Origin of the sequence: Acetobacterium sp., assembly GCF_036508315.1 — a bacterium.
GTDB lineage: Bacteria > Bacillota > Clostridia > Eubacteriales > Eubacteriaceae > Acetobacterium.
In genome coordinates, this window is record NZ_DATCHP010000105.1 from 1 (window position 1) to 11,793 (window position 11,793).

General features: G+C 41.0%; 11 protein-coding genes and 1 pseudogene. 2 read left to right on the top strand and 10 right to left on the bottom strand.

Annotated features, from left to right (window positions below; genetic code table 11):
• A partial coding sequence (locus tag VIK44_RS12755) for a transglycosylase domain-containing protein (RefSeq protein ID WP_331554274.1) occupies positions 1-1,516 on the bottom strand: 1,516 nt, incomplete at its 3' end.
• Positions 1,517-1,979: 463 nt separating this feature from the next.
• On the opposite strand from VIK44_RS12755, the gene katG reads away from it, so the two are divergent.
• The gene (katG, locus tag VIK44_RS12760; RefSeq protein WP_331554275.1) at positions 1,980-4,172 is read left to right on the top strand and encodes a catalase/peroxidase HPI; all 2,193 of its coding nucleotides are present in this window, start codon (positions 1,980-1,982) and stop codon (positions 4,170-4,172) included.
• Positions 4,173-4,330: 158 nt separating this feature from the next.
• Here katG and queE read toward each other — a convergent pair whose 3' ends face one another.
• The 6 genes and pseudogenes from queE to VIK44_RS12795 form a co-directional block, all read right to left on the bottom strand.
• Positions 4,331-4,975: a putative 7-carboxy-7-deazaguanine synthase QueE gene (queE, locus tag VIK44_RS12765; protein WP_331554276.1), complete on the bottom strand. Its 645-nt coding sequence runs from the start codon at positions 4,973-4,975 to the stop codon at positions 4,331-4,333.
• Positions 4,972-5,313, bottom strand: coding sequence for a 6-carboxytetrahydropterin synthase (locus tag VIK44_RS12770; RefSeq protein WP_331554286.1), 342 nt, complete (start codon positions 5,311-5,313; stop codon positions 4,972-4,974). Before VIK44_RS12770 ends, queE begins: the two co-directional genes overlap by 4 nt.
• Entirely contained in the window at positions 5,314-6,009 is a 696-nt protein-coding gene (gene queC, locus VIK44_RS12775; protein WP_333783808.1) for a 7-cyano-7-deazaguanine synthase QueC, read from the bottom strand.
• 277 nt (positions 6,010-6,286) lie between these two features.
• Positions 6,287-7,221, bottom strand: a pseudogene (locus VIK44_RS14275) (HD domain-containing phosphohydrolase); the annotation flags it as partial.
• Between the two features lie 114 nt (positions 7,222-7,335).
• Positions 7,336-7,917 carry an AAA family ATPase gene (locus VIK44_RS12790; RefSeq protein WP_331554280.1) on the bottom strand — a complete coding sequence of 194 codons (582 nt, stop codon included), beginning with the start codon at positions 7,915-7,917 and terminating at the stop codon, positions 7,336-7,338.
• Between the two features lie 13 nt (positions 7,918-7,930).
• Complete coding sequence (locus VIK44_RS12795) at positions 7,931-8,596, bottom strand: DUF2786 domain-containing protein (RefSeq protein ID WP_331554281.1); 666 nt, start codon at positions 8,594-8,596, stop codon at positions 7,931-7,933.
• A gap of 408 nt (positions 8,597-9,004) precedes the next feature.
• On the opposite strand from VIK44_RS12795, the gene VIK44_RS12800 reads away from it, so the two are divergent.
• Positions 9,005-9,373: a hypothetical protein gene (locus tag VIK44_RS12800; protein ID WP_331554282.1), complete on the top strand. Its 369-nt coding sequence runs from the start codon at positions 9,005-9,007 to the stop codon at positions 9,371-9,373.
• 15 nt (positions 9,374-9,388) lie between these two features.
• Here the strand turns inward: VIK44_RS12800 and VIK44_RS12805 are convergent, their stop codons facing one another.
• From VIK44_RS12805 to VIK44_RS12815, 3 genes are all read right to left on the bottom strand, one after another.
• Positions 9,389-10,306 carry a RimK family alpha-L-glutamate ligase gene (locus tag VIK44_RS12805; protein WP_331554283.1) on the bottom strand — a complete coding sequence of 306 codons (918 nt, stop codon included), beginning with the start codon at positions 10,304-10,306 and terminating at the stop codon, positions 9,389-9,391.
• Positions 10,300-11,223: a RimK family alpha-L-glutamate ligase gene (locus tag VIK44_RS12810; protein WP_331554284.1), complete on the bottom strand. Its 924-nt coding sequence runs from the start codon at positions 11,221-11,223 to the stop codon at positions 10,300-10,302. The genes VIK44_RS12805 and VIK44_RS12810 overlap by 7 nt, the downstream gene beginning before the upstream one ends.
• 236 nt (positions 11,224-11,459) lie before the next feature.
• A partial coding sequence (locus tag VIK44_RS12815) for an ATP-binding cassette domain-containing protein (protein WP_331554285.1) occupies positions 11,460-11,793 on the bottom strand: 334 nt, incomplete at its 5' end.

Sequence of the window (11,793 nt, forward strand, 5' to 3'; positions counted from 1 at the left end):
CCGCTGACATTTCAAGCGGTTTTATTCCGTAGGTCATCCCTCCAAGAGCTGTTGCAAGGTAATAATCATCGTCTTCAAAGGTTGAGATTCCCATTGTCTGCATAAAGGCAATTGCGTTTGAAGGTCCAATTTTATCAAAGATCTTAACTGAAGGAATATTATAGGAATAGACTAAAGCCTGTCTCACGGTAACATTTCCGTGATAAACTCCGCCGTAGTTCTTAGGGGCGTATCCGCCAAAATCAGTATAGGCATCCAGAATTTTAGTTGAAGATGTTATTAAACCTTTATCTATGGCTGCTGCATAATAGAGGGGTTTAATATTAGACCCCGGCTGTCTCGGGGTATCTGCCATGTCAATCTGGGTATTCCCACCATAATAGGCTCTGACACTGCCATCTAAATCAGTGGTGACAATACTCCCTGTTTCATTATCCAGGCCGTTTTTATCCAGGCCGGTTGTCAGACTGTCAATGGCATCTTTCTGATAAACAGAGTTAATGGTAGTATAGATACGGTAACCGCCGCCGGCAATATTTTCTTTAATATAGTTAATTGCCTGATCCTCGGTGATCCCCCGTTCCTGCATAACAGCTAAAGCCTGGGTTTTAGCATATTCATTCAGTGCTTTCCCGACGAATGCTTCATAACCATCCACAATCTGATTATCATTATTGATGGTTGCCGGGTCTCTGATCGTAATTTCTGTGGCTGCTGCTGCATCGGATTCTTCCTGGGTAATATATTTTTCTTTGACCATTCGCTGTAATACCCGGAGTTGCCGTTTTTTTGCAGCTTCAAAGTGAGTGTTTGGCGCATAGGCACTTGGTGCCTGGGGCAGCCCGGCAAGCATTGCCGCTTCTGCCAGATTCACCTGTGAAACATCTTTATTAAAATAGGTTTTTGAGGCTTCCTCAATCCCATAAGCTCCGGACCCAAAGTAGTATTCATTAAAATACATTTCAAGAATTTGGGACTTCGTATATTTTTGTTCCAATTGCAGTGCAATGGAAATTTCCTTTAATTTGCGGGTCAGTGACTGATTAAAGGTTTGTTCTGTGGCAATATCCGGCAAAAACAATACTCTGGCCAGCTGTTGGGTAATGGTACTGGCGCCCTCCCCATTGTTTTTATTTATGATATTTGCGAAAAACGCACGGGCAATCCCAAAAAGGTCAATGCCGGAATGATCGTAGAATCGGGAATCCTCAACAGAAATGAGTGCCTGTTGCAGTTGAACCGGAATCTGATCGATGGTTACATTGGTACGGTTTTTTGTATACAATTCAGCAATCAACACATTATCTGCCGAATAAATTTCTGTTTTTTCTTTAACCTGATATTGATAGTCAGAAATATCCATCTGCTTAGCAGCATAAGCAGTATAAGCAGCCTCAATTGTATAAACAGCCCCAGCACCTATAATTACCAGGATCAGCAGGACGACTGAAATCTTAATACCAATACGGATTTTTTTCTTACCTCTTCTCATTTCTTTTGTTTGTTTTCTACTCATTTTATCACCTTTTTCTTCTCATATTTTCCAAGATTATTCCTGAGGTCTTTTAATTTACTATTAAGTTCCGCCTCAAAAACTAAAACTTTTTTCATCGGCAGAGATAATGTGAGCGACTTTGCATGGAGAACCTAGTAGGACTATACCAAAGGAATTTTTCATATTTCCGGTATAAAGAGGATCTCCTTTGTGAGTATCACTCAAAAAAGTGCTTGCTATTCTTTTTTTCTACACACATTATAATAAAAGAGAGGGGAAAACTCAACTTTTTTAAGAATCAGAGAAAATATCGCTTAATTATCAGGGATCTGCTAAACATACCATCGTTGTCAGATTCAACGTAACTTATAATAGCATGACGCTTTAAATCGGTATCACATATTGTGGAATAATGGATTCAATATCCATTTAATGGGTATATTTTTATAGTAACAAAACTTTTAAATAAAGGAGGATTTTATTTATGTCTGAAAAAGGGAAATGTCCAGTAACAGGAATGACCAATAATAAGACTGCTGCCGGCACGACGAATAGGGACTGGTGGCCGAACCAGTTGAATCTTAAGATGCTTCATCAGAACCCTGCTATGAGAAACCCTATGGGTGAAACATTCAACTATGCTGAAGCATTCCGGAAACTGGACTATAAGGCGTTGAAAAATGACTTATCCGCTTTAATGACCGATTCACAGGACTGGTGGCCTGCAGATTACGGGCATTACGGACCACTTTTCATCCGGATGGCGTGGCATAGCGCCGGCACCTATCGTATGGGAGATGGCCGTGGCGGTGGAGGGTCGGGTAATCAACGCTTTGCGCCTCTAAACAGTTGGCCGGATAATGTGAATCTTGATAAAGCACGCCGTTTACTTTGGCCGATCAAGAAGAAATACGGCAAAAATATTTCCTGGGCCGACCTTATGATTCTTGCCGGTAATTGCGCTTTGGAGTCAATGGGATTTAAAACCTTTGGTTTTGGCGGCGGTCGCGAGGATATCTGGGAGCCTGAAGAGGATACCTACTGGGGTGCCGAAAGCAAATGGCTTGACGATAAGCGCTATTCTGGTGATCGGGAACTCGAAAATCCTCTTGCTGCAGTGCAGATGGGTCTGATTTATGTCAATCCGGAAGGACCCAACGGTCAGCCGAGTGCAATGGCTTCCGGTAAAGACATCCGTGAGACTTTTACACGTATGGCCATGAACGACGAGGAGACGGTTGCGCTGGTCGCAGGGGGCCATACCTTTGGTAAATGTCACGGCGCAGGCAATCCAACCCATGTCGGCCCGGAACCCGAGGCTGCCGGCATTGAAGATCAGGGACTTGGCTGGAAGAACAGTATGGGCAGTGGTAAAGGCCGCGATACGATCTCAAGCGGCATTGAAGGGGCCTGGACCCCCTCACCAACAAAATGGGACAACAGCTACTTGGACATCCTGTTTAAGTACGATTGGAATCTTATTAAGAGTCCTGCCGGCGCCTGGCAATGGATACCAACTGATCCCGCTGCTGCAAACATTGTACCTGATGCCCACGACCCTTCAAAAGGGCACCCGCCAATGATGACCACCGCCGACCTTGCCTTGAGGATGGATCCCATCTATCGACCGATAGCTAAGCGGTATCAGGAGAATCCCGAGGAGTTAGCGGATGCTTTCGCTCGGGCATGGTTCAAATTGACTCACCGCGACATGGGTCCAATCTCGCGTTATCTTGGTCCAGAGGTTCCGGCGGAGCAACTGATTTGGCAGGATCCGGTGCCTGCAGTCGATCATGACCTGATTGACGAAAAGGATATAGCCGATCTTAAGGGTAGAATGATCGACTCAGGCTTTTCGGTTTCAGACCTGGTCGCTGCATCCTGGGCATCTGCATCAACGTTTCGGGGCTCCGATAAAAGGGGTGGGGCAAATGGGGCTCGCATTCGATTAGCACCGCAGAAAGACTGGGAAGTCAACCAACCAGGACAACTGCAAACCATGCTGGCAGCCCTTGAAAAAATCCAGGATGCTTTCAATCGTGGCCAGTCAGGCCAAAAGAGGGTTTCGCTTGCTGATCTGATTGTCCTGGCTGGATGCGCAGGTGTCGAGCAAGCGGCTAAGAATGCTGGCTTTGATGTGTCTGTTCCTTTTGCTCCGGGTCGCTCAGATGCGTTGCAGGAACAAACCGACGTCAGTTCATTCTCGGTACTTGAGCCGAAAGCAGACGGGTTCCGTAACTATAGTAAAGCCAAATATAGCGTTTCTGCTGAGGAATTGATGGTTGATCGAGCACAACTACTGGGATTGACAGCACCTGAGATGACGGTTCTAGTTGGTGGCATGCGGGTATTAAACGCCAATTACAATAAGTCCCAGCATGGTGTATTTACTAAGAACCCCGAAAGTCTTACAAATGACTTCTTTGTAAATCTGCTCAATATGGACACCAAGTGGAAAGCGACCGTTGAAGACGGTGAACTATTCGAGGGGAGAGATTACAAGACTGGTGAACTCAAATGGACGGGTACCCGCGTTGACCTGATATTCGGTTCGAATTCTGAGCTTCGGGCAATCGCAGAGGTGTATGCCAGTGACGATGCGAAACCGATGTTCATTCAGGATTTTGTAACGGCCTGGAATAAAGTGATGAACGCAGACCGTTTCGACCTTGCCTGATCATTATCGCTTCATTAACCTCATCTCCACCAATAAGAATTGCATAAGAGAACCGTTGAGGTTCTCTTTTGTATTTTTTCTGCATTTATGGTGTGTAAAAACATTTATTCGCTACGCACTGCGTTCCGAATTGAATATGCAGTATAAAACTGTCTTCATCATACCCCCCTCATGTTTTCCGGGTATACAATTTTATGCATTTGAATTTGCAATTTAACATCCGTTAAATTAAATGCCTTCATATATTCAACAATCGCATCCAGCTCGATTTTTCCAAATACGGCACTTATGTATATTTGGGCGTTTATCGGAAACGCACTGAGCACTTCTCTCATTCGATCAAGATCTTCAATGGACCCCACAACAAACTTAAGGACATCAATGGGTCTTAGATCGGTCAGATTCGACAGTTCCATATGCTTTTCCATTTTGCTGGATGGGCATTTATAATCCATGGTCATGAAAACATCAAACTCCGGGTTTAAAAAAACTGAGGAGCCGAGATAAACACTCCCGTTTGTTTCAATGTTGACCTGGCAGCCCTTTAAACACAAAGCTCTGACAAGATCTTTAATATCTTTGTGAATTAAAGGCTCTCCGCCTGTGACTGTAACAGATAAATAGGTAACCCTGGAAATAATTTCTTCAATCGTCATTTCCACGGCATCTTCGTCATCGTAACTGTAAGTGGTATCGCAATAACTGCATCGCAAATTACAACCGGCAAGACGAATAAACGTCGCTAATTGACCCGTACGTTTGCCCTCTCCTTCAATGCTGTCAAAGATTTCGATAACTTTCATTGTTCATCAACCTCATAAGCTGCAAAACTGTTTTCTGTTTCCTGAACATCGATTCGGTAACAATTTTCGATGATCGTCGTCAGATAGTAAGCAATGTTTTCAGCTGTTGGATTAAATGAGAGAACGTCATTTAAATTTTTATGATCAAGGCGTTCTTTAATGTTCCTGCTGATATGAGCAAAATCAACGACCATGCCATTTACATCCAGGGTTTCACTTTTGCAATAAACTGTTATGATCCAATTATGACCATGTAAATTTCGGCAAGGGCTTTCGTATCCCAGATCCAAACTATGAGACGCACTGATTTCTAAACGTTTTTTTATATAATAAATAATTTAACCTCTTTTCTTAATCGCCGGGTCGGATAGTCCGTTGGCATCAAATGCAGCTTGCCTGTCAATACACGTCCCGCAGGTTCCGCATGGAACGTCGTCACCTTCATAGCAGCTCCATGTAAATTTATATGGTGCTCCCAGGGATAACCCTGTTTTAACAACTCCCGCCTTATTCATTTCCATAAGTGGTGCCACCATTTTAAGGATATGTCCTGATCCTTCATAAATTGCTTCATTCATTGCGCGTTCAAACTCCGGGGTACAGTCGGGGTAGGCTCTCCCTGCGGCATCGTCTGCATGTGCGCCGTAATAGATAACACCTGCTCCGATGCTGATTGCTGTTGCTGCTGCAAAAGAGAGAAGTAATCCATTTCGAAAAGGAACATACGTTGAAACGGTTCCTTCTCCGCCAATCGCTTCAAGCTGTTCAGCGTAGGACGAATGTTCGATACTGGTGTCTCTGCCCTTCAGGAGAGCGCAATCGCTAAACGAAAAGATATCCGACATATCTTTGACGATATGCAATACTTCGTAATATTCTGCAATTTTTTTCGCACTTTCCAACTCTTTGCTGTGTTTCTGACCATATTGGATGGACAGAGCTGTGACGTTTTCAAAACCAAACCTGTCGACCGCCATGGCCAGGCAGGTTGTACTGTCAATTCCCCCGCTCAATAATACGATTGCTTTTTCTATCAATTTAATTCCCCTTTAATGTTTTAATTTTCTTTAATCTATGAACCAAACAGATTTCTAAATGGTTTATTATATCATTCAACCTTTACTTTTGTCTTTATTAATTGTTAAGCCTATATTATCCTATGTTTATGAAGTTCTTTATAAACCATAAAAAAAGATGTCCTTAAAACCAGGACATCCATTGGCTTAGCTTCAACTTTTTCTATTATGATTAACCTCATTTTATTTTTTTCCGGCATAGTATTTAGCCAGTCTGGAATTGACGAGATCATTTTTACGGACTTTCCCATCCTGTTATAAGTGTCTTTTGAGCAAGCCCAATTTGGTTACGCTCTAAAAATGCTTCCACTATCCTGGGATCAAACTGAGTTCCTGAACATCTTTTAATTTCTTCAATGGCTTCTGCTTTGCTTATGGCCTTTTTTTGTAAATTCTGTCGTTGGTCATAACATCATAGGAATCAACCAGGGTTATAATCCTGGCAAACAGTGGTATCTCTGCTCCCTTTAATCCCATTGGGTAGCCGGTACCATCCCATCTTTCATGGTGATGCAATACTCCCAGTGCTACATTTTGAAGCTCACTGGATGCCTTTATTATTCGATAGCCTTTTTCCGAGTGGGTTTTCATGATTTCATATTCTTCAACGGTTAATTTCCCGGGCTTTAGCAGCATATCCTGATCGAACCCAATTTTACCGATATCATGAAGCTCTGCAACTATTCGTAATTCATCGATTTCCGACATTTCCAGATCGAGTTTCTCCCCAACTTTAACGGCATTGATATCTTTACAAACCAGCTTGAGTACATTAACCATTTCTATTAATAGCTTATCCCCATCCTTATGGCCAAATGTATCATTTACCAGTTTTAAGCCATTGACATCTCCCATAATTATTCCTAAGGGTAATTAACATTCTTTATCATATTCCCGGGCACTTTCTTCAAAACTGGTTCTATTATTGGCTCCGGTTAAAACATCAGTATAGCTGAGATATTTAAGTCTTTCCTGATGATTCCTCTTCTCAGTAATATCCGTTTCCCGACCCACGATGCCGATAACGTTACCCTTACCATCCATAACAGGTATCTTAACAACTTCGCTACATTTATTTTGTCCATCTTTATTTTGAAAGACTACTTCATTGAATAGAGCTGTTTTTGTTGCTATTATCTTTTGATCATCCAATAAAAACTTCTCTGCCAGGTTTTTATCCTGATTTATTTCACCATCTGTTTTTCCCAGTATATTGTCTACGCCTCGTTCCAAATAGAAATCCCGGCATTCTTTATATGCATTATCAATAAATTATTCTGTTGTCTAATCAAGTATGGACACTATTTCTTTTAACGAAGTTTTGAATTCTTTATCATTTGAGTTTTTGAAAATCAGCAAATCATCTTTTACACAAGGATCATCCAGGGCAATGGGAATATCAAAATTACGACCTGCAACATATTCATCCCAATGGGCTAGTTTCCATGTATCTCTTTCAGAATTTCTTCCAATCATTCTTTGCTTTGTCACATCTATTGCCGTTTCTACCCAGACAACAACTAAAGACGCGTTCTTTTCTTTCAATTTTTCTTTAAGACCTCTGATATAGCCTAACTCTCGTATTTCTTGTGTGAATGGTGCATTGATCAAAACAATATCATCATAATCCAGAGCTTCCAGTGCCAGTGCTACGATTGTTTCGTATTCATAATCACGAATATTCTTATTAAAGAAATCAGAACTCCGATTGTATTCTTCTCCTGCTACAGCAAAAATCTGTTTTGATAGTATTATGAGCGTATCTTTGTCCAGATAAACTACATGGCATAAGGCCTCAGCCAGTTTCTTAGATACATATGTTTTTCCACTTGCCGGTGGCGATGTTACTAATATCAGCTTTTTCATATTCAAACTCCTATTATTCCAGTCTGTTTTGGGCTGTAAAAATTTTTCCCTCTTCATACCCCTGGGCATAAAGTGATTGATCATCTTTATAAGCACCCTCTTTATGGGGAGCGTGTTTCATGTCCTGGATAAGTTCTGATACTTCTGGTGGAACCACCATAACCAGGCCCCATTCCTGATTCTCTTCATCCTGAATTTTATAGGCGTCATCCAGCCCCTGATAAAAACCTTTTCCATAACTTTCGCTTGCGCTTCTGATATCCTGGATTGTTTTATCTTCCTTTTTCATTGCCTTAACAATTTGCTTTAACTGGCTTCTGATACAATCAACCGCATAGGTAAAGGTGCTGTTGCAAATGATGACGTCTTCTTCGTAGCCGTAAAAAACAATGTAGTGTCTTTGACTGCCATGGGGCGTAACCATGTAGAATACGCAGCAGTTATTTTCAGCAGTTACATCTGCTAAACCCGTCATCCAATGTTCTTTACGGGTGGTGTAATAAATGTTGGTATCAATTTTAATGGGTTTTTCGTCTTTTTTAATAAAGTCCCGATCTGTGAGCTTGTATTCAGCCATGAGCTGTTTAGCCTTAAGAATGGCGCAGTTTGCTTCGTGTTGGTTGGGGCTTGTGCCAAGCGCCAACAGTTTTTTTATTCGTTCTCTAATGCTTGAGTCCATCTTTTTTTCTCCTCAAATTTGTTGTTTCTATTCTTGCATTACCGACTAATACATCCTAGCTTGCTATAATTTGGGACACAGTGTATTCCATTTTGGAAATATATTATAAAACTGTGGCAACGATCATCAATTTCTCATTAATCGAAGCATCTGATGAAATTGTAATATTTTTTTCTTAAAATATTCCTCAATTTCTGCTTAATTTTAAACTCTGGCTATTTTAGCGCAATAAAAAAATACTCCCTTAATTGACCAAACAGTTTTACCGTTTTAAGGCCTGTTATCAGGGAGCATATGAAAATAACCGGACTCAGTGTTTATTTTTATTTACTCTTATGTATTAAAACAACAAATTTAGGGTATATTTAAAAAGACAAACATAATATTTTCAAACAGGAGGAAAAGAAAATGAGTATGGTTTTAATTGCAGTGGGTATTTTTGGGGTTGTTGCATGCGTGATTCTTTTAATTATTTATAATGTAAATAAAAAGCCACTGAAAATTCCATTTATTCTGCTTGGTTTATCTATTTTACTATTATTTGTAGGGATTTCAGCAATGCTGCTTGGATCAACCGCCGATGCACTAAAACCGACGACAGCCAACGAAGGAACACAACCGTCCACAACAACGGTTGCGACTCCACCGGGTACAGTTTACGACCCAACACAACCGGCGGCAACTACCCAGGCAACCCAACCTGCTTCCACTTACAGCACGACACAGCCATCTGCAATTACAGGCGCAACTGAAACAGAGTCATCTGAAGATGATTAAACTCGAAACTTCCTGTTAATTTTTCTTGCGTTTCTGGGCTTCTTCCATAATTCCATTGAGGGTTAAAATCAATGGGTTGCTTTTTTTATCGGTTAATGCTTCGGATGAATAGGTTAATCCCGTCATTGAATTAGCTTCGCAAATATAAAAGGTGTCATTTTCACCAAAAAGAAAATCCACACTTCCAAAGTAAATATCCAAATCATTGGCCACTTTTTCAGCCATTTCGATCACTTTATCGGTCGGGGTAAGAAACTGAAGTTCTCCCCCTTGGGATAGATTGGATTTAAAGTGTTCCCCATTATCCCGGATGTAGGCTGTGGCATATTTTTTACCGCTTAACATAATGCGCAAATCCCGACCTTGTGAAGCGAGGATACATTCCTGAATCAGAATCTGGTCATCATAGATCAGGGCTGCGTTAATATCCAACAGGTTTTCCAATTCTTTTTCAGTATTGACCTTAATCACGCCTTTTCCTTTGCTGCCATGCATGACTTTTACAACACAGGGAAACCCGATTGCTTTTGCAATAAAGGATACCTTTGTTTTTGGGGTCATTAATACCGTTTTCGGAAATAAAAATGACTCTGATGCTGCTGCCAGTTTTTGAAAGGTTAATAATTTATCGGCTGTATTGTTAAGACTTTCTGAGCTGTTCACACAGAAAACCCCAAGGGATTCCAGCATCTTAACCACGGCCTTGCTATTGTAATTATTCCCGCCGAAAAAGGCACACAGTGCATAGTCCGGAACGGGTGTGGCCTCATCGTTGATGTAGCAATTTTCACTGATTCCCGGTTCACAAAGCACCATTACTTCACTGACCTCAACGGTTTTTATATTTAATGCCATTTTTTCGATTAATTTTATAATCATTTGTATAGAAGGTTCTTCCAGGGTTTGCTGATTGACCAATAACCATCCTAACATGTTTTTTCCTCTTCTCTTAAACGTTTTTTCCAAAGTGGTTCAGGCATATTGTCCACCTGTTCGATTAAGTTTTTGAACATTTCATGAAGATCAAAGGCAATTCCCGGCATGGCATTGGCTTCACACAAATAAAAGGAATCATTTTCTCCAAATAGGAAATCCACGCTTCCCATGTTAATTTTTAAAAGCTCTGCTATTTTTTCCGCTGCTTCCATTACTGACGCAGGGGGTGAATAGCGAATAATTTTACCGCCTTTTGCCAGGTTGGATCGAAAACTTTTCTCGTTTTCTCTGACAAATGCATTATCATATTTTCCGTTGCATAAGACAACTCTTAAATCCCGCCCTTTGGAAGCGGCAATGCATTCCTGGATGATAATTTCATCGCCCACTTCACTGGCTGTCATCATACTAATGAGATTCTCCAGTTCTTTTTCTGTGTTAACCAGAACAACCCCTTTGCCCTTACTGCCATGCATTACCTTCATCACGAGAGGATAGTCAAAAAGCTGACTCACAAAGGATGCATCTGTTTCTTCTGTTACCAACAATGTTTTGGGAAAGTTAATGTCCTCAATGGCCTCGGCAACTTTTTGAAATGTCAGCAGTTTGTCATCAACATTTTTAATGCAGTCGTATGAATTGATGCACAATACCCCGACAGATTCCAGCATTCTTAAAACTGCGGCTGTGTGATAATTTTTTTCTGTAAAAAAAGCTGCCACAACATAATCCGGAACGTCCCTGACTTCATTGCCCACATAAATTTTCCCATCAAAATCATGATCACAGATCACATGGATCTTTAATGGGTCTATCACCGTTAAATCAATTTTGTTTTCTGCCACAACCTTCATAATTTTCACTATTGAAGGATCGTCCATTTTCCCGGGATTTCTTAATAACCAACCTTTCATAACAGCCTCCTTGTATTTTTATTGTTAGTCAATTGCCAAAGTATGGCGAGCCTCGCTGTCTGTTTATATGAAACAATTTTTCCACTCTATGTCGGACACTCTACGAGATGTCCGCCTAAGACGTTACAAAATTGTTTATATAAACTGACATCAAGGTACATAGATTTATGTTTTAATTGTCTAATCTGTATCCAGTTTTTCAACCCTGGGATCCCTATCGTACATAGGGTTGTGTTTTAATTATCTGATGCGCTTAAATAGAGATTTGCGTATAAACCATTTTGCTTCATGAGTTCGGTGTGACTGCCAACTTCTCGAATATCACCGTCTTTCATAAAGATAATCTTGTCGGCATTTTTTATGGTAAACAGACGATGGGCAATAATAAAGGTTGTTCGGCCTTTCATCATGGCTTCCATGGCCCGGGTTATTAATATTTCTGTTCGGGTATCAACCGAAGAGGTTGCTTCATCTAAAATCAATACCTTGGGATCTGCAATAATGGTTCTGGCGATGGCCAGCAATTGACACTCTCCTTCGGACAAGGTTGTAAAATCGCCGCCAATACGA

Coding starts and splice junctions, on each gene's coding strand:
- katG (WP_331554275.1), top strand. CDS start 1,980: ATGTCTGAAAAAGGGAAATGTCCAGTAACAGGAATGACCAATAATAAG.
- queE (WP_331554276.1), bottom strand. CDS start 4,975: ATGAAAGTTATCGAAATCTTTGACAGCATTGAAGGAGAGGGCAAACGT.
- VIK44_RS12790 (WP_331554280.1), bottom strand. CDS start 7,917: ATGAAAAAGCTGATATTAGTAACATCGCCACCGGCAAGTGGAAAAACA.
- VIK44_RS12795 (WP_331554281.1), bottom strand. CDS start 8,596: ATGGACTCAAGCATTAGAGAACGAATAAAAAAACTGTTGGCGCTTGGC.
- VIK44_RS12800 (WP_331554282.1), top strand. CDS start 9,005: ATGAGTATGGTTTTAATTGCAGTGGGTATTTTTGGGGTTGTTGCATGC.
- VIK44_RS12805 (WP_331554283.1), bottom strand. CDS start 10,306: ATGTTAGGATGGTTATTGGTCAATCAGCAAACCCTGGAAGAACCTTCT.
- VIK44_RS12810 (WP_331554284.1), bottom strand. CDS start 11,223: ATGAAAGGTTGGTTATTAAGAAATCCCGGGAAAATGGACGATCCTTCA.